Consider the following 17,520-nt stretch of genomic DNA (forward strand, 5'->3'; position numbering starts at 1 on the left):
GATTATCGGATTGGGCCTTCGGAACGGAAGGCATCGAGCGGATCAAGTTACGACGTGACGGAGCGTGACCGTGGACGCGATGGATTGGGCGCTGCTCGCCGAATTGCAGGGCGATGCGCGGCTGTCGTACAGCGAGCTCTCGCGCCGGGTGCACCTGTCGGCTCCGGCGGTGGCGGAGCGGGTGCGGCGGCTGGAGGAGACCGGGGTGATCACCGGCTACCACGCCCGGGTGGACCCGGCGCTGGCCGGGCGCGGGGTGGCCGCCCTGATCAGGATGTCGTGTTACGGGCCCCGCTGCGTGCTCCGCGACGAGCAGGCACTGGCCTGGCCGGAGATCCTGGAGGTGCACCGGGTGACCGGTGACGCGTGCTGCCTGCTGCGGGTGGCCGCCTCCTCGATGACGGCCTTCGAGGAGATGATCGACCGGCTCGCTCCGTACGGCCACCCGTCGAGCATGATGGTGCTCTCCAGCCCCGTCCCCTGGCGGCCGCTGTCCTCCATCTGAGGGGCCTTCGCCCGGCGGGCCCTGCACGACCCGCCGGGGCGCCTCAGAAGGGCTTGCGGTGCTCGGCGACCGCTCCGGCGGTGGCCCGCCAGATCGGTGACGCGGGGTCGATGACGTCGAAGTGATCACCCGACATTTCTAGATATGTCACCTGATCGCCGGACTCCTGGGCGGCTCGCGCGTAGCGGCGGCCGAAGTCGACCAGATCCAGGTCGTCCCCGCCACCCTGCACGATGAGCTGGGGCACCCCCAGCGGAAGCCGTTCCAGCGGCCCCGAACGCCGGTAGGCGGCGGGCACCTCGGTCGCGGATCCGCCGAGCGCGACGGCGACCGCGCCGGAGCTCATGTGCCTGCGGTCGCCCTCGGCCAGGTCGAGCACTCCCGCCAGGGAGACGGCCAGAGTGATCCGGTGGTCGTCGGCGGCGGCGCGGAGGGCGAGCTGCCCGCCCGCCGAGTGGCCGATCACCACGAGCGGGCCGCGCGCGCTCTCCGCCGCGAGGGCGACGCCCCGGGCGACGTCCTCGGTGGTCGCGTCCCAGCCGTGCAGGTCGGGGCGGCGGTATTCGAGGTTCCAGGCGGCGAACCCGCGATCGGCGAGGTCGACGGCGAGCGCGTCCATCAGGTCCGCGCCCCAGATCGAGCGCCAGAAACCACCGTGCAGCAGCACCACCGTGGGCGCCTGTTCCCCGCCCCCGCGCGTCGCCGCCACGGGCGCCCGCTCACCGGCCTCGTGCGGCGCCGCGGGCGACTGCCCGCCGGGGGAGCGCACCTCCACCCACTGGTCGGGGTGGTCGCCGTAGGCGATCCTGTGCGCGGGCCGGCGCAGGCGGTGGACGGCGTGCCTGATCGCCCAGGTCAGCCCCCAGATCCCCCGCCCGTGCAGATGGGTGCCCGCCATGACCCCCGCAGTACCGCCCGCGCCACCCCCGGACGCCGTACCGCCCGCCGGTGCCGTACCGCCTGCGGACTCCGTGTCACCCGCGAGCGCCGGAAGCGGGGTGTCGGCCTTCGTCAGGTCGAGCCAGACCGCGTCGGGACGCTCGGCGAACAGGCCGCGGGCCTCCGGGTCCGGGCCCGGCAGGACGACCAGGACGTCCGGCGACTTCAGCGCCGCCCGGAAGCCGGGCAGGTCCGGGGTCGCCGACACCGTACCGCCGACGCCGAGGGCCGCGAACTCGCGATCGGCCACCTCGGTGAGCAGGCGAAGGTCCGCGACCAGGCCGGGACCGGTGAGCACGAGCACATGCGGATTCGGAGGAGACATCCGCTTATTCTGCCCCATTACTTCGTGTTTACGGCTCGGGCATATATGCCTGCATGAGCAGTTTCTCGGCATCGTCCAGATAGCTCTCCAGAGCCCGCTCGGCCTCGGCCGCGCGCCCGGCCTCCACGAGCTCGACCAGCTCCATGTTGCGGGCCACGAAAGGCTCATGGAAGGCGCGGGGGTTCTCCATGACGTGGAAGACCAGGCGGAGCTCGGCCAGCAGCTGGCGCATCGCCTCGTCCAGGCGGGGGCTGCCGTTCAGGGCGGCGAGGCTCTGGTGGAAGCGGATGTTGGCCGTCCCGACGTCCTGCCAGCGGCCCTCGTCGGCGGCGCGGGACGCCTCGGTGACGGCCTCCTTGATGGCGACCAGGGCGTCACGGGTGGCGTGGGCGCTGTTTCGCACGGCGGCCCCCTCGATCACCCTGCGCACCCGGTAGAGGTCGGCCACGTCCTCGGCCGACAGCACGCGCACGAACACGCCCCGGTTGAGCCGGTGCTCCAGCAGGCGCTCGTGGCCGAGCAGCCGGAACGCCTCGCGCAGGGTGTTGCGCGAGACCTCGAGCGCCGCGCCGATGCTCTCCTCCGACAGGCGCTGACCTGGGACGAAGAGCCCCTCGGCGATCCGGTCACGGAGGATGTCGGCGACCACCTCCGCCGCGCTGCTGCGCCCGAGACGACCGCGATCGTGCTGTAGCGCTGCGGTGACGTTTTCCACGTCCTCAAGAAATCATCAAACAAACCTATTGTCGAATTGTTGAACGATTCTTATGTTGATAGAGACCACAACAAGAAGCTAGCTCACGGGACATCCCCCCACAAGAAGCTAAGGAGCGCATGCGATGGCAAGCTCCCAGGCCAGGCGGGTCATTGTGGCCGGTCTGGTCGGCACCTCCCTGGAGTGGTACGACTTCTTCCTCTACGGCTCGGCCGCCGCGCTGGTCTTCAACAAGCTCTTCTTCCCCACCTTCGAGCCGCTGACCGGGACGCTGCTGGCGTTCCTCACCTACGCGATCGGGTTCGTCGCGCGGCCACTCGGCGGCATCGTGTTCGGCCACTTCGGCGACCGGGTCGGCCGCAGGAACGTGCTGGTGGTGACCCTGCTGCTGATGGGCACCGCCACCTTCCTGATCGGCCTGCTGCCCGGCTACGCCGGCATCGGCGTGGCCGCCCCGCTGCTGCTCGTCACCCTGCGCTTCGTGCAGGGGCTCGGCCTGGGGGGCGAGTGGGGCGGGGCCGTGCTGATGTCCATCGAGCACGGTGACCCCCGCCGGCGCGGGTTCAACGCGAGCTGGCCGCAGGTCGGCGTGCCCGCGGGAAACCTGCTGGCGGCGGGCGTGCTCGGGGTCATGTCCGCGACGCTTCCCGAGGAGGCGTTCCTGTCGTGGGGATGGCGGGTGCCGTTCCTGCTGTCGGGCGCGCTGGTGGTCGTGGGCCTGTGGATCCGCCTGCGGATCGTGGAGTCGCCGCTGTTCGCCGAGGTCGAGCGGGCGGGCGCGAAGGCCAGGATGCCGCTGGTGGAGGTGCTGCGCACGCACCCGCGCGCGCTGGTCTCCGCGGGCCTCGCGCGCATCGGCGTGGACGTCGCCTTCTACATCTTCGTGACCTACGTCCTGGCCTATGTCACCGGTCCCCTCGGGCTCGAACGCGGGGTCGCGCTGAACGCGGTGCTGATCGGCTCCGCCTTCCAGCTCTTCCTGATCCCGCTGTTCGGCGCGCTGTCGGACAGGATCGGCCGCCGCACGGTCTATCTGGCGGGCGTGATCGGGGCCGCGGTCTGGGTGTTCGCCTTCTTCCCGCTGCTCGACACCAGGTCCTTCCCGGTCATGGCGCTGGCCTCGGTCGTGGCCCTGGCCTGCCACGCCGCGATGTACGGGCCCCAGGCGGCCTTCATCGCCGAGCTGTTCAGCACCCGCCTGCGCTACAGCGGCGCCTCCATGGGCTATCAGGTCGCCGGGATCTTCGGGGGCGCCCTCGCCCCGATCGTCGCGCTGTGGCTGTTCGATCGGTTCGGCGGCACCCTGGCCATCTCGCTCTACGTGGTCGCCGCGCTGGCCGTCACCGCGGTGGGCCTGGCCATCGCCCCGGGGACGCGCGACGACGACCTCCCCGGCCCCCTGGACGGCACCCGCGACGGTGCCCCCGCCGGGGGCCACGGCGACACCCGCGACGGCGACCCGGGAACGCGCACGGGGACCGCTTCCCGGGACGCCTGAGCTCCCTCCGCGGCCACCGGCCCTCCCGGTGGCCGCGGTTTTCCCAAAAGTCCGGAATCTCCAGGTTTTCGGCACAACCCACCGGCCCACCGGCTCGTCAAAGTCCGTAGGAGCACGCTAGGAACCACCAGAGCCCGCCACGAAGGGAAGCCGGGCGGGCCGGTGGCCGGGGACGGCCATCCCCGGCCACCGCCCTCCGGTGCCCACCCCCCAAGGAGGATCGACATGCGCATTGGAAAGAGCATCGGCGTCGTGGTCACCGCGGTCATCGCGGTCGTCGCGGCGATCGTCCTGATCGGCGTCGGAGGCGGTTTCGAACGCACCGAACCCGGCCAGGTGGCCGTCGTCAGGGACGGCGGCCCGCTGGACGACTCCGGGATCCGGCAGGTCATCCCGCCCGACTCGGGGCTCACCTGGGTCGGGCTGTGGTCGTCGGTGCACTCCTATCCCTCCCAGCAGCGGATCTACACCATCACCACCGACGCCAAGCGGGCCAGCTCCAGCGGCGTGGACGAGGTGACCGTGCCAAGCTCCGACGGGGTGAACCTCGGCATCGAGGGCACGCTCTACTTCACGCTCAACCTCGACCAGGAGGCGCTCAAGCGCTTCGACGACAGGTACGGCACCCGCACCTACCTGGGCCAGGACGGCGAGTCCCGCTACGCCTGGGACGGGGACGAGGGATGGAACGCGTTCTTCATCCAGTCCGTGCGCCCGGTGATCTACAACGCCCTGCGCAGCCAGATCGGCGCCGCCGAATGCGCCGAGCTGCTCTCCTCCTGCTCGCTGGTGCAGACGACCTCCAACAAGAAGGCCGCCCCCGCCGTCCCGGCCGTCATCGACAGCAACGCCTCCATCACCCGCGCCCAGAACGGCATCAACCAGCTCCTGGAGCGCGACCTGGAGCAGCTGCTCGGCGGCCGTTTCTTCACCGGTCTGCGGTTCACGCTGGTCCGGGTGACGCTGCCGCCCGAGATCCAGGCCGCGGTGAACAAGACCCAGGTCGCCCAGGCGGGAATCGCCGAGGCCGCGGCGAGGGCGTCGCAGGCCGACGTCGAGGCGGAGTCGAAGATCAGGCAGGCCGAGGCGGACGCGAAGGCGTCGGTGGCGCTGGCCAAGGGTGAGGCCGAGGCGAACAAGCAGCTCCAGGAGAGCTACCGGAAGTGCCGCGCCTGCGTCGAGATCGACAAGCTGAACGCCCTCCCCGACGGCATCACCGTCTACGCTCCGGGCAACTCCGACCTCGTCGTCCCGGCGAAGTGAGCCCGGCCCCTCGACGCGACCTCCCCGCCCGGCCCGCGAGGCTCGGAGCCCGGAACCTCCCTGAGACGACTGGTTCGTCCCGGGGAGGTGCCGAGTCCCCGCGCGCCCCGGCTCCCGGCGAGTCCGGTCATGGACACCCCTGGGCCTGGGCAGATGCGAACCCATGCGTATAAGATCACTAAAATGATGGTATGTCCGCTTACCGGAAAGATCTCTAGCCGTGGAACCACCGAGACGTTAGCGTCTGCGCATGCGCCACGTTGAGATCTCGGGCAAGAGGCTCCGGCTCAGAGAGATCACCATCGATGACGTGAACGCCCTGCATGCCGTCTACGGTGACCCCACGGCCACCGAGCACCTGCCGTTCGACCCCCGCACGCGCGAGGAGGTCGAGGAGACGATCGTCGAGGCGATCAAGGGCTCGGAGGTCGAGCCCCGGCGTCTCTACGTGCTGGCGGTGACCGACCTCGACAACAGCGAGGCCTTCGGCGTCGCCCGGCTGCACATCGAGGCCGACCACCCGCACAGCGCGGAGATCGGCCTCGGGCTCCGCCCCGACCACTGGGGCCGGGGCATCGGCACCGACCTGATCCGGCTGATCCTGACGTTCGGCTTCCGCGACCTGCGGCTGCACCGCATCTGGGGTGCCCGCTCCCCCGCCAACACCGCCGCCCAGCTGGCGATGCTGGTCGCCGGGATGGTCGAGGAGGGCAGGATCAGGCACCACGTACGGGCCCGCGGGGTCTGGCGCGACTCCATCGTGCACTCGGCGCTGGAGGACGAGTGGGAGGGTCACCGTGAGGTCTGACCCGACGGGCCTCCCGGCTGTGAACCGGTCGTGAACCAGTTGGTGAACCGACTGTGGAATCGATCACCCATCGGCCGCGAACCCGCCTCGGACGTGGGGAAACCCACCCCCGAGCCTCACCTTTTCAGAATGTTGTGACGGAAATACTGCCGTTTTCGGGTACGGGAGGTGTCAAATGGCCCTAGAGTCCGCGCATGTGAGCGAGAGTCCCATCCTCCCCGTACGAGGGCGCCCAGTGCGGCCCTCCGGAAGGCACCGCAGGCCCGTGCCCTCCCAGCTCCCGCCCGAGGCACCAGCGCTGGTGCTGGCCGCCCTCGGCGACGCCTCCGGCACCGCCGCGGAACTCGCGGCCCTCATACGGGGGGACAATCCACAGATCCAGGTCCGCCTGGCCGCGCTCGGCGAGGACGGCAAGGAGCTGACCTCCGAGCTGGAGGCGGCCGCCAGGGAACGTCCCGAGGACGCCACGGCCGCCATCGTGGTGCCGCTGCTGACCGGCCCGCATCCGGTCGTGGACCGGCTGATCTCCGCGGCGGTCGCCTCCAGCAAGGTCCAGGTGACGGTCACCGAGCCCCTGGGGCCACACCCGCTGCTCGCCGAGGCCCTGCACATCCGCCTGTCGGAGAAAAGCCTGGCGCGGGCCGACCGGATGCGGCTGCTCAACGTCTCCAGCCCGATCGACGCGGTCATCCTCGCCACCGTCGGCGGCGAGAACGCGGCGGTGGAGGCACAGCCGACGGCGGTGCTGCTGGCCTCGCGGCTGACCCTGCCCGTCCTGGTCGCCTCCCTCGACAGCGCGCCCGCCGTGGCCGACGCGGCCGGGCGGCTCCGCGGCATCGGCGCCCAGCGCATCGCCCTGTCCCCCTGCCTCCTGGGCCCGGAGGCGCCCCCCGGGCTCGCGAGCGCGGCGGCCGAGGAGATCGGGGCCGAGTGCGCCGACGTCCTCGGCGCGCACGATCTGATCGCGAACCTGGCCGCCCGTGCCTACGGAAGCGTCCTGTCGGCGGACTGAGCGACCCGGTGTGACGAATCCCCTCTGACGGGTACTGACCTGCGTAATTGTCAGAGGGGATAGATCATGCTGTTCGGAAAAGAGCATGTCGACAGATATCAGGCGACCGACGGCGCCGAAGGCCACGAGTGGCAGGGCACCACGGTTCTGATCCTCACCACCACCGGCCGCAAGTCTGGCGAGCGGCGCTCCGCCCCGCTCATCTACCAGCGCTACGGCGACGACCTCCTCGTGGTGGCCTCCAAGGGAGGCGACGACAACCCGCCACTGTGGTATCTCAACCTCCAGGCCGACCCCGAGGTCGAGGTCCAGGTGCTGGGCGACCGGTTCAGGGCCAGGGCGCGCACCGCCACCCCGCAGGAGAAGCCGGAGATGTGGTCGGTCATGACCGCGGCCTGGCCCGCCTACGACGAGTACCAGACGAAGACCGACCGGGAGATCCCCGTGGTCGTGCTGGAGCGTGTCACGTCATGATCGGCACCTCGTCGACCGGCAGGGCGCCACCGCGCCCTCCGCGAAGGGCCTGTCAGGGCTCCAGCCAGACGTAGCCCGCGAACCTGCCGGTCGTGCCCTCCCTGCGGTGGGAGAACAGGTCGGCGCTCTCGATGGTGCAGCGGGTGTCGTGGGTGATCTCCCCGACACCCGCCTTGCCCAGCTGCGAGGTGATCGCGGCCCGCAGGTCGAGGGCCGGGGTGTCCTGGCGGGTGATCGACCATGCCTCGGGAAGCATCACCGCGACCTCGTCGCGCATCTCGGCGGGAACCTCGTAGCAGGTGCCGCAGGCCATCGGGCCGATCAAAGCGGTCATCCTCGCCGGATCCGCGCCGCGCCGGGCCATCTCCTCGACCAGGGCCGTGACCACGCCGGACATGGTGCCGACCCGGCCCGAGTGCGCGGCACCCACCAGTCCGGCCTCCGGCTCGGCCAGCAGGACGGGCGCGCAGTCGGCGCAGAGCGCGGCCAGGCCGAGGCCGGGCACGTCGGTGCAGACCCCGTCCAGCGGCGGCGGGTCGTCGCCGAACGGCTCCCTGACGTAACGCACGTCGGCGCTGTGGACCTGCCGCATGAACACGACCCGCCCCAGGCCGAACTCGGCGGCCGTCCTGGCCCTGTTCGTCGCGACCGCGTCCGGCTCGTCACCGCACATGCCGCCGAGATTGCGGCTGCCGTACGGATCGGCGCTGACACCACCGTGACGATCGGTGATCCTCATCTGAAAGTTCACGGGCCGACCTTACCCGCCCAGGAACCCGGTCCCCGGGACGTTCGTTCCACAGAGACACGGATCCCCCGAGAGATCGCGAGCGTCATGGCCCAGGTTGTGTACGACCGCAAGGAGCAGTACCAGCAGATCGAGAGCGGGCTCATGCCCGGCGAGCAGATCATCGCCGTCTACGACGCCATCGGCACGGGCACCGGCTTCCTGGGGCTCACCGACAGGCGCGTGATCGTGCAGGACAAGTCGTTCGTCGGCAAGAAGATCGCCATCACGAGCATCCCCTACAACAAGGTCTCCGCGGTGAGCGTGGTGAGCAACAAGTCGCTCGCGGGCTCGTTCTTCTCCTCGGGGGCCATCGCCATCCACGTGGGCACCCACACCTACGAGGTGGAGTTCCGGGGCGACAACAAGGCGCACCACGTGCACAACGTGATCCTGCACTTCATCACCGCCTAGGAACCCCTCGCGGAAACGTCACCCGGCGGAGACCGGCGCCTCCCCGCCGGCGACCCGCCGGTAGAGCTCCATCGTCCGCTCGGCGATGCGCTCCCAGGAGAAGTGCTCCACCGCGCGGATCCGCCCGGCCTCACCCATCCGGGTCGCGAGGGCGGGGTCGGCCAGCAGCCGGTTGACCCGCTCGGCGAGGCCGGCGGCGAAGGCGTCGGGGTCGTGCGGGGTGCCGTCGGCGGCCTGGTCGATCGGGACCAGCAGGCCGGTCGAGCCGTCGGCCACGACCTCGGGGATGCCGCCGGTGGCGGTGGCCACGACGGCGGTCTCGCAGGCCATCGCCTCCAGGTTGACGATGCCCATCGGCTCGTAGACGGAGGGGCAGACGAACACGGTCGCGTGGGTGAGGATCTGGATCACCTCGGGGCGGGGGAGCATCTCCGAGATCCAGACGACGCCCTCGCGGTCGAGCCCGCGCACGAGCGCGGTCACCTCCGCGGCGATCTCGGGCGTGTCGGGCGCGCCCGCGCAGAGCACCAGCTGGGCGTCGGGGTGGAAGTCGCGCGCCGCGTGGAGCAGGTGGACGAGGCCCTTCTGCCGGGTGATGCGGCCCACGAAGACGACGTACGGCCTGCTGGGGTCGATGCCGTGCCGCTCCAGGACGTCGGTGCCACGGTCGGGGGCGTACTCGCCGGTGTCGATCCCGTTGTGGATCACCGTGACCTTCTCCGGCGGGATCTCCGGATAACTCGCCAGCACGTCGCGGCGCATTCCCTCCGAGACCGCGATGATCGCGTCGGCGGTGGCCAGCGCGCCGCGCTCGGCCCACGATGACAGCGTGTAACCGCCGCCGAGCTGCTCGGCCTTCCACGGCCGCAGCGGCTCCAGGCTGTGCGTGGTCACCACGTGGGGCGTCCCGTACAGCATCTTGGCGACGTGGCCCGCGAAATTGGCGTACCAGGTGTGGCTGTGGACCAGGTCGGCGCCCTCGCACCCGGCGGCCATCTCCAGATCGACGCCGAGCACCTGGAGCGCGGCGTTGGCCGTCTCCAGGCCGCCGGGCACCCGGTAGGCCGCGACGCCCTCCTCCGGTCGTGACGCTCCGAAGCAGCGGACCCGGGCGTCGGCGAGCCTGCGCAACTCCCGGGCGAGGTATTCGACGTGAACTCCCGCCCCTCCGTACACGTCGGGGGGATACTCACGGGTCAACAGATCCACTCGCATGCGATCAGCCTAGTGTTTCATCCCTGTTCATCAGGTTAGGGTCCATCTATGAGAGTCCTCGCGATCGTGCTCGCCGGTGGAGAAGGTAAGAGGCTGATGCCTCTGACAGCTGATCGAGCGAAGCCCGCGGTGCCTTTCGGGGGGATATACCGGCTCGTCGACTTCGTGCTGTCCAATCTCGCCAACGGTCACTACCTCCAGATCGTCGTGCTGACGCAGTACAAGAACCACAGTCTCGACCGGCACATCTCCCGGACATGGCGCCTGTCGGCGATGCTCGGCAACTACGTCACGCCGGTTCCCGCCCAGCAGCGCCTCGGCCCCCACTGGTTCTCCGGCTCCGCCGACGCGCTGTTCCAGAACCTGAACCTCATCTACGACGAGATGCCCGACCACGTCATCGTGTTCGGCGCCGACCACATCTACCGCATGGACCCGCGGCAGATGGTGCGGCAGCACATCGACAGCGGAGCCGAGGTGACCGTGGCCGCGATCCGGCAGCCGCTGTCGCTCGCCGACCAGTTCGGGGTCATCGAGACCGACCCCGCCGGGCGCAAGATCACGGCCTTCCGCGAGAAGCCGAAGGACGCGGTGGGGCTGCCCGACGCGCCCGACCAGGTCTACGCGTCGATGGGCAACTACGTCTTCAAGACCCAGTCGATGATCGACGCGCTCAGGGAGGACGCGCTCGACCCGACGAGCAAGCACGACCTGGGCGGCAACATCATCCCGATGATGGTCAAGTCGGGCAGCGCGGAGGTGTACGACTTCGCCGACAACATCGTGCCCGGCTCCACCGAGCGCGACCGGGGCTACTGGAGGGACGTCGGAACGCTCGACGCCTACTACGAGGCCCACATGGACCTCATATCGGCGCACCCCGTCTTCAACCTCTACAACAGCCAGTGGCCCATCTACACCGGCCACGACCCGCTGCCCCCGGCCAAGTTCGTGCACAACGACGGCGACCGGGTGGGCAGGGCGGTCGACTCCCTGGTCTCCGCGGGCGCGATCGTCTCCGGCGGGCTGGCGGAGCGCTCCATCCTCTCCCCCGGCGTGGTGCTGCACTCCCACTCCCACGTCGAGGACTCGGTCCTGATGGGCAACGTGAAGGTGGGCCGCGGCGCCATCGTCCGCAAGGCCATCGTCGACAAGAACGTGATCATCCCGGACGGCGCCAGGATCGGCTTCGACCTGGAGTACGACCGCAGCCGCTTCGCGGTGACCAGCGGCGGCATCGTCGTCATCGGCAAGAACGAGATCGTCGAACGCTGACCCGGGCCCGCCCGCCATCCCCGGTCTCCGGCCCTCGGTCTCCGGCTCCGGTTTCCGGTCCCCGGCCCCTGGTCTCCGGTCCCGCCACCACGGCGGGACCGGACGCCTCGCCGAGGCCGCCGGCGCCACGCGGGCGCGCGGGGCGCGGACCGGCGCCGATGGGTCGCCGAGTGATCTGGTAACCGTCATCGCCGTCCCGCGCTCCCCATGGCGACTTCTTGATCCGTACGGGATAGATTCCCCTGGTACGTTCCACAGCTTCCCGGACAAACCCCCCAAGTACGAGAGATCGCCATGTTCGGAATCATTCGCCCCTGCGGCGAGCACTCCTGCCCGACGCTGCACCGGGCCTGGATGGCGCATCTGTGCGGCCTGTGCCTGACCCTCAGGGACGGGCAGGGGCACGCGGCCCGGCTCGCCACCAACTACGACGGTTTGATCATCTCGGTGCTGGCCGAGGCGCAGGGCCCGGCAAGCTCCCCGCACCGGGCCGCCGGACCCTGCGCGCTGCGCGGGTTCCGCCCGGCGGACGTAGTGGACGCGCGGGCCGGGGGCGCACGGCTGGCCGCCACGGTGTCGCTGGTCCTCGCGGCGGGCAAGCTGCGCGACCACGTGGCCGACGGCGACTCCGCGCCGGGCACCGCCACGGCGCGCAGGATGCTGGCGGCCCGCTGGGAGGCGGCCGGGGCCCGGATGGGAGCCGGTATCGGGTTCGACACCGCCTCGCTGGCCTCGACGGCCGAACGCCAGATCGAGCTGGAGAGCGCCTCGGGAGTGACGCTGCTGGAGCTGACCGGCCCCACCGAGGAGGCCGTCGCCGCCGCGTTCGCGTACACCGCGACGCTCGCGGGCACCCCCGGCAACGCGGCGGCGCTGGCCGAGGCGGGCCGGTTCTTCGGCCGGATCGCCCACCTGCTGGACGCCGTGGAGGACCGGGAGGAGGACGCCGCCCGGGGGGCGTTCAACCCGCTGACCGCCACCGGCACCTCCGTGCGGGAGGCGCGGCGGCTGTGCGACGACGCCGCGCACGGCCTGGAGCTGGCGCTGCTGGAGCTGGAGCTGGCCGACCGCCACCTGGTGGACGTGCTGCTGGGCACCGAGGTGCGGCGGGCGGTGGACAGGACGTTCCGCCACGCCTCCGGCCCGGACCACGCTCCTTCCCGCGAGGCGTGCGCCCGCCCGCACGGGGAGCACGGGGAGCACGGCCACTCCCCCGGAGCGCACGACCACGAGACGTCGTCCCGCCCCGGGGAGACGGGCCACTCCTACGAGCGGCCGGGATTCGTCCGCAAGTCGGCCGCCGGGGTGGGCACCCTGCTGACCTGCGGGGTCTGGCGGCCCCGGTGGAGCTCCCTGAGGCGGAAGGACTGGGATGATCGCTGCTACCTGAGGGGGTGCGACGGCTGCAGCGGATGCGACGGATGCAGCGGGTGCTGTGACTGCTGCAAGTGCTGCGGCAAGTGCGACGGATGCGCCTGCGACTGTGGCGCCTGAGACTCCGGGACGCGGCCCGTCGCCTCAGACCGGATCCCGCCGGTCGCCGTCCCGCTCGCGGGAGCCGTCCTGCTCCGAGGGGTCCCCGCCCAGGCCCCGCGACATCAGCCCCGAGCCCGTCAGCCCGGTGAGCGTCCCGGGAACGGTCGCGGACGGGGGCGGGGGCGGGGTCCCGGGAACGGTCGCGGACGGAGGCGGGGTCTCGACCCGGAAGCGGGGCAGCGCCTCGGGATACCTGTCGCGGATGAAGGCCACCATGTGCTCGCGGATGTCGCACTTGAGATCCCAGGCGCTGGCGGAGTCGGCGGCGCTCATCAGGGCGCGCAGCTCCAGCAGCCCGTTGGGCAGGGTGTCGGTGACCTGGAGGATCCAGTCCTTCTGGTCCCAGAGCGGGTGCTCGCGCAGGGCCCGGTAGAGCTCGGTGCGCAGCTCCTCCACCGGCACCGACCAGTCGACCCTGATCATCACGTGGCCGATCACCCGGCTGCTGTGCCGGGTCCAGTTCTCGAACGGGTTGGTCGTGAAGTAGGAGACCGGCAGGACCAGCCGGCGCTCGTCCCACAGCCGCAGCACCACGTAGGTCAGGCTGAGCTCCTCTATTCGACCCCACTCGCCCTTCACCACGACGACGTCGTCCAGGCGGAGCGCGTCGCTGAAGGCCAGCTGGAGCCCGGCCAGCATGTTGCCCAGGGTCGACTGGGCGGCGATACCGACGACGACACCGGCGATTCCGGCCGAGGCCAGCAGCCCGGCCCCGAGCGCCCGCACCTCCGGGAAGGTGAAGAGCATCGCGCCCATCGCCACCACGATGATCACCGCCGAGGCGACCCGGCGGACCAGGGTGATCTGGGTGCGGATGCGGCGGGCCCTGCGGTTGGCCTCGCCCTCGACGGTGATCAGCCGCTCCAGCACCACGTCGGTGATCGCGAAGGCGGCCTGGATGAACAGCCAGGTGACGCACCCGATCATCGCCAGGCCGAGACCGCGATAGACCACCCGGCCGACCGAGGTCGCCACCATGCCGGGCTCGTAGGCGGTGTAGGCCGTCACGACGGCTGCCGTGGCGAACCCCGGCCAGGTGCAGCGGCGCATGAGCGGACCGGCGAGAACCCACTTCTCACCGATCAGCCGCGAGCGCAGCACCCGTCGCACCACCTCCACCGCCACGACGGCGGCGGCCACGGAAGCAATCATCATGATCCAGCCGGACACTTGAGGCGTCCTCCTCGACGTCTTTCATCCTCGTCGTTCTCTTTCCTGGATCACCACCTAATCAGAAGGATTCGTCGAAGGTGACATTCCCTTCGACGGCCACCTGGTAGGCCGAAACCCGGCGTTCGAAGAAGTTGGCCAGTTCCTGCACGTCCTGCAGCTCCATGAACGCGAACGGGTTGGCCGTGCCGTACCGGACGGGCATCCTGAGCCTGACCAGGCGCTGGTCGGCCACGTACTCCAGATACAGGCGCATCTGGTCCACGCTCATCCCGAGCAGGCCGTCGCCGCACAGGTCGGCCGCGAAGGCCAGCTCGGCCGCCACCGCCTCCTCGATCATCCGGGTGACCTGCTCGGCGAGCTTGTCGTCGAACAGGTCCGGCTCCTCGGCCCGTACGGTCTCCACCACGCCGAAGGCGAACTCCATGTGCATGGACTCGTCGCGGAACACCCAGTTCGTCCCGGTGGCCAGGCCGCTGAGCAGGCCCCGGGAACGGAACCAGTAGACGTAGGCGAAGGCCCCGTAGAAGAACAGCCCCTCGATGCACGCCGCGAAGCAGATCAGGTTGAGCAGGAACGCCCGCCGGTCCTCCCGCGTCTCCAGCCGGGTCAGCCCGCCGAGCGAGTCGATCCAGCGGAAGCAGAACTCCGCCTTGTCCCGGATCGAGGGGATGTGCTCGACCGCGGCGAAGGCCTTCACCCGCTCGTCCAGATCGGGCAGGTAGGTGTCCAGCAGGGTCAGGTAGAACTGGACGTGCACGGCCTCCTCGAACAGCTGCCTGCTGAGATAGAGGCGCGCCTCGGGGGCGTTGAGGTGTTGGTAGAGGTTGAGGACGAGGTTGTTGGCCACGATCGAGTCGCCGGTGGCGAAGAACGCCACGAGGCGGTTGATCAGGTGGCGCTCCTCGGGCGTCATCCTCGCCAGGTCCGCCAGGTCGGAGGTGAGGTCCACCTCCTCGACGGTCCAGGTGTTGCGGATCGCGGCCCGGTAGCGCTCGTAGAACTCGGGGTAGCGCATCGGCCGCAGGGTGAGATCCATGCCGGGGTCGAGCAACATCGGGAAACTGCCTTTCCGAGAGCTTTCGGGGAAACCTTTCGAGGAACCGGGACGGCTACTGGCAGGCGTCGCAGTACTCGGGGTTCTCCAGGGAGCAGGCGACGGCCAGTTGGAAGGCCGTGTCGACGACCGTCTGCGCCACCGGCGCCGCCACGGTGGCCTGCGCGATCCGGGTGGCCGGGCGCGAGCGCAGGTAGTAGGTGGTCTTGAGGCCCGACTTCCACGCGTAGGCGTACATCGAGGAGAGCTTGCCGATGGTCGGCGTGGCCATGAAGAGGTTCAGCGACTGCGACTGGTCGATGTACGGGGTGCGAGCGGCGGCCAGGTCGATCAGCGCCTTCTGCGGCAGCTCCCAGGCGGTCCGATAGAGCGCCTTCAGGTCGGCGGGGATCTCCGGGATGTCCTGGACGGAGCCGTCGGCGCGCTTGATGGCGTCGCGGATCAGCGGGGTCCACAGGCCGCGGGCCTGGAGGTCGCGGACGAGATAGCGGTTGACCTGGAGAAACTCCCCCGAGAGGGTCTCACGCTTGAAGACGTTGGAGACCTGCGGCTCGATGCACTCGTAGCAGCCCGCGATGGAGGCGATCGTGGCCGTCGGCGCGATCGCGATCATCAGCGAGTTGCGCAGGCCGGTCCCGGCGACCCGCTCCCTGACCTCCGCCCACTCCTTCGACCTCGCCGCCCCGTAGTGGTCGGGGTGGAGCACCCCGGCGGCGGCCCTGGTCTCCTCGTACGAGGGATGGCGGCCCCGCTCGACGGCCAGGTCGGAGGAGGTCCGGTAGGCGGCGAGCGCGATCTCCTCGGAGATCCGGGTGGACAGCTCCAGGGCGCGCGGCGAGTCGAACGGCAGCCGCAGCGTGAACAGCACGTCGGCCAGGCCCATCACGCCGAGCCCGATCGGGCGCCATCTCTGGTTGGCGGCCCTCGCCTCGGGGGTCGGGTAGAAACCCAGGTCGATGGTGCGGTCGAGGAACCGCACGGCGGTACGGACGGTCGCGCGCAGCCTGACCCAGTCGACGGCGCTCCCGGCGTCCCCGGCGCTCCCGGCGTCCCCGATGCTCCCGGCGTCCGCGGACAGGTGGGCGGCGAGGTTGATCGAGCCGAGGTTGCAGACGGCGGTCTCGCCGTCGCCGGTGACCTCCAGGATCTCGGTGCAGAGGTTCGACAGGTGGATGACGTTCTCCGGCCTGGCCGTCTGGTTGGAGGTCCGGTTGGCCGCGTCCTTGAAGGTCATCCAGCCGTTGCCGGTCTGGGCGAGCGTCCGCATCATCCGCCCGTACAGGGCGCGGGCGGGGATCTGCCGGGTGAACCTGCCCTCGGCCTCGGCGGCCCGGTAGGCGTCGTCGAACGCGGTGCCGTACAGGTCGGTGAGGTGCGGCACCTCCTTGGGGTCGAACAGCGACCAGACGCCGTCGGCCTCGACCCGGCGCATGAACTCGTCGGGGATCCAGTTGGCCAGGTTCAAGTTGTGCGTGCGGCGGGCCTCCTCGCCGGTGTTGTCGCGCAGCTCCAGGAACTCCTCGACGTCGGCGTGCCAGGGCTCCAGGTAGACGCAGGCCGCGCCCTTGCGGCGGCCTCCCTGGTTGACCGCGGCGACGCTGGAGTCGAGCGTGCGCAGCCAGGGCACGATGCCGTTGGAGTGGCCGTTGGTGCCCCGGATCAGCGAGCCCCGCGAGCGGACCCTGGTCCAGGCGATCCCGATGCCCCCCGCGTACTTCGACAGCCGCGCGACCTGACCGTAGCGCTCGTAGATGGACTCCAGCTCGTCGCGGGGCGAGTCGAGCAGGAAGCACGAGGAGAGCTGGGGCCTGCGGGAGCCGGAGTTGAACAGCGTGGGCGAGCTGGGCAGGTAGGACAGGGTGGCCATGAGCGCGTACAGCTCGGCGGCCTCCTCGACGGTCTCGGACAGGCCGCAGGCCACCCGGAGGAAGAAGTGCTGCGGGCGCTCCAGGACCTTGCGGGTCCGCGGGTGGCGCAGCAGGTAGCGGTCGTAGACGGTGCGCAGCCCGAAGTACTCGAACCTGGCGTCGGCCTCCGGATCGACCATCGCGTCCAGGACTCCGGCGTGGGCGGCCACGAACTCAGCGAGACCGTCCTGGATCAATCCCGCCTCGTGGGTCGCGGCGATGGACTCGGAGAAACGGCGGACGCCGTGCTCGGCGGCCTCGTCGGCGATCAGCTCGGCCAGCATCGCGGCGGCGACCCGGGAGTTGCCGGGATCGGTGATCACCCGGGCGGCCGCCTCGTCGATGGCCAGCCTGCGGTCGTCCGCCGCGCTCACCGCGCTCGCGACACCGCCGGTGTCGCCGCCGTCGTTCGCGGTCGCCGCCGTGCTCCCCGCCGCGCTTCCCGTCGCGGTCGCCACGGTGCTCTCCGCCGCGGTCTCCGCCGCGCTCCCCGCCGCGGTCTCCGCCAATGCCTGTGTCACGTGGTGCCCCTCGCTCGCTCGAACTTCCCCGTACGGCTTCGCCGGATGGGCACGCGTCCGCGAGCGATCCCGGGCACGCCGGATCGCCTCGTTCCGCGG

Annotated in this window: 16 protein-coding genes; 9 read left to right on the top strand and 7 right to left on the bottom strand. The window is 70.7% G+C overall.

Going from position 1 to position 17,520, the window contains the following annotated elements; all coding sequences use genetic code 11:
• Positions 1–79: 79 nt before the first annotated feature.
• Complete coding sequence (locus ACSDR0_RS09205; RefSeq protein WP_435288378.1) at positions 80–505, top strand: Lrp/AsnC family transcriptional regulator; 426 nt, start codon at positions 80–82, stop codon at positions 503–505.
• Between the two features lie 43 nt (positions 506–548).
• On the opposite strand, the gene ACSDR0_RS09210 is transcribed toward ACSDR0_RS09205, so the two are convergent.
• Both ACSDR0_RS09210 and ACSDR0_RS09215 read right to left on the bottom strand, forming a co-directional pair.
• The gene (locus ACSDR0_RS09210) at positions 549–1,769 is read right to left on the bottom strand and encodes an alpha/beta hydrolase (protein ID WP_435288334.1); all 1,221 of its coding nucleotides are present in this window, start codon (positions 1,767–1,769) and stop codon (positions 549–551) included.
• 28 nt (positions 1,770–1,797) lie between these two features.
• Positions 1,798–2,484: a GntR family transcriptional regulator gene (locus tag ACSDR0_RS09215; RefSeq protein WP_435288335.1), complete on the bottom strand. Its 687-nt coding sequence runs from the start codon at positions 2,482–2,484 to the stop codon at positions 1,798–1,800.
• 124 nt (positions 2,485–2,608) lie between these two features.
• On the opposite strand from ACSDR0_RS09215, the gene ACSDR0_RS09220 reads away from it, so the two are divergent.
• The 5 genes from ACSDR0_RS09220 (at position 2,609) to ACSDR0_RS09240 (ending at position 7,539) form a co-directional block, all read left to right on the top strand.
• A complete protein-coding gene (locus ACSDR0_RS09220; RefSeq protein ID WP_435288336.1) occupies positions 2,609–3,982 on the top strand; it encodes an MFS transporter in 1,374 nt (457 codons plus the stop codon).
• Between the two features lie 225 nt (positions 3,983–4,207).
• Positions 4,208–5,245: an SPFH domain-containing protein gene (locus ACSDR0_RS09225; protein WP_435288337.1), complete on the top strand. Its 1,038-nt coding sequence runs from the start codon at positions 4,208–4,210 to the stop codon at positions 5,243–5,245.
• A gap of 250 nt (positions 5,246–5,495) precedes the next feature.
• A complete protein-coding gene (locus ACSDR0_RS09230) occupies positions 5,496–6,053 on the top strand; it encodes a GNAT family N-acetyltransferase (RefSeq protein WP_435288338.1) in 558 nt (185 codons plus the stop codon).
• A gap of 265 nt (positions 6,054–6,318) precedes the next feature.
• Complete coding sequence (locus tag ACSDR0_RS09235) at positions 6,319–7,065, top strand: sirohydrochlorin chelatase (RefSeq protein WP_435288339.1); 747 nt, start codon at positions 6,319–6,321, stop codon at positions 7,063–7,065.
• A 66-nt stretch (positions 7,066–7,131) separates the two neighbouring features.
• The gene (locus ACSDR0_RS09240; protein WP_435288340.1) at positions 7,132–7,539 is read left to right on the top strand and encodes a nitroreductase family deazaflavin-dependent oxidoreductase; all 408 of its coding nucleotides are present in this window, start codon (positions 7,132–7,134) and stop codon (positions 7,537–7,539) included.
• Between the two features lie 52 nt (positions 7,540–7,591).
• Here the strand turns inward: ACSDR0_RS09240 and pgeF are convergent, their stop codons facing one another.
• Complete coding sequence (pgeF, locus tag ACSDR0_RS09245; RefSeq protein WP_435288379.1) at positions 7,592–8,278, bottom strand: peptidoglycan editing factor PgeF; 687 nt, start codon at positions 8,276–8,278, stop codon at positions 7,592–7,594.
• A 96-nt stretch (positions 8,279–8,374) separates the two neighbouring features.
• On the opposite strand from pgeF, the gene ACSDR0_RS09250 reads away from it, so the two are divergent.
• Positions 8,375–8,740, top strand: a complete 366-nt coding sequence (locus ACSDR0_RS09250; protein ID WP_435288341.1) for a PH domain-containing protein — start codon at positions 8,375–8,377, stop codon at positions 8,738–8,740.
• Between the two features lie 18 nt (positions 8,741–8,758).
• Here the strand turns inward: ACSDR0_RS09250 and glgA are convergent, their stop codons facing one another.
• Positions 8,759–9,955 (bottom strand): glycogen synthase, encoded by a 1,197-nt coding sequence (gene glgA / locus ACSDR0_RS09255; protein ID WP_435288342.1) that lies wholly within the window; start codon positions 9,953–9,955, stop codon positions 8,759–8,761.
• Positions 9,956–10,003: 48 nt separating this feature from the next.
• Between glgA and glgC the strand changes: the two genes are divergently transcribed.
• Both glgC and ACSDR0_RS09265 read left to right on the top strand, forming a co-directional pair.
• Complete coding sequence (gene glgC / locus ACSDR0_RS09260; protein ID WP_435288343.1) at positions 10,004–11,230, top strand: glucose-1-phosphate adenylyltransferase; 1,227 nt, start codon at positions 10,004–10,006, stop codon at positions 11,228–11,230.
• A 294-nt stretch (positions 11,231–11,524) separates the two neighbouring features.
• On the top strand, positions 11,525–12,724 hold the full coding sequence (locus ACSDR0_RS09265) for a DUF5685 family protein (protein ID WP_435288344.1): 1,200 nt from the start codon (positions 11,525–11,527) through the stop codon (positions 12,722–12,724).
• A 24-nt stretch (positions 12,725–12,748) separates the two neighbouring features.
• Here ACSDR0_RS09265 and ACSDR0_RS09270 read toward each other — a convergent pair whose 3' ends face one another.
• From ACSDR0_RS09270 to ACSDR0_RS09280, 3 genes are all read right to left on the bottom strand, one after another.
• A complete protein-coding gene (locus ACSDR0_RS09270) occupies positions 12,749–13,906 on the bottom strand; it encodes a mechanosensitive ion channel family protein (protein WP_435288345.1) in 1,158 nt (385 codons plus the stop codon).
• Between the two features lie 91 nt (positions 13,907–13,997).
• Positions 13,998–14,993: a ribonucleotide-diphosphate reductase subunit beta gene (locus ACSDR0_RS09275; RefSeq protein WP_435288346.1), complete on the bottom strand. Its 996-nt coding sequence runs from the start codon at positions 14,991–14,993 to the stop codon at positions 13,998–14,000.
• 55 nt (positions 14,994–15,048) lie between these two features.
• Positions 15,049–17,421 (bottom strand): ribonucleoside-diphosphate reductase subunit alpha, encoded by a 2,373-nt coding sequence (locus tag ACSDR0_RS09280; protein WP_435288347.1) that lies wholly within the window; start codon positions 17,419–17,421, stop codon positions 15,049–15,051.
• Between the last annotated feature and the right edge of the window lie 99 nt (positions 17,422–17,520).

Origin of the sequence: Streptosporangium sp. G11 (genome assembly GCF_051192615.1) — a bacterium.
Classification (GTDB): domain Bacteria; phylum Actinomycetota; class Actinomycetes; order Streptosporangiales; family Streptosporangiaceae; genus Streptosporangium.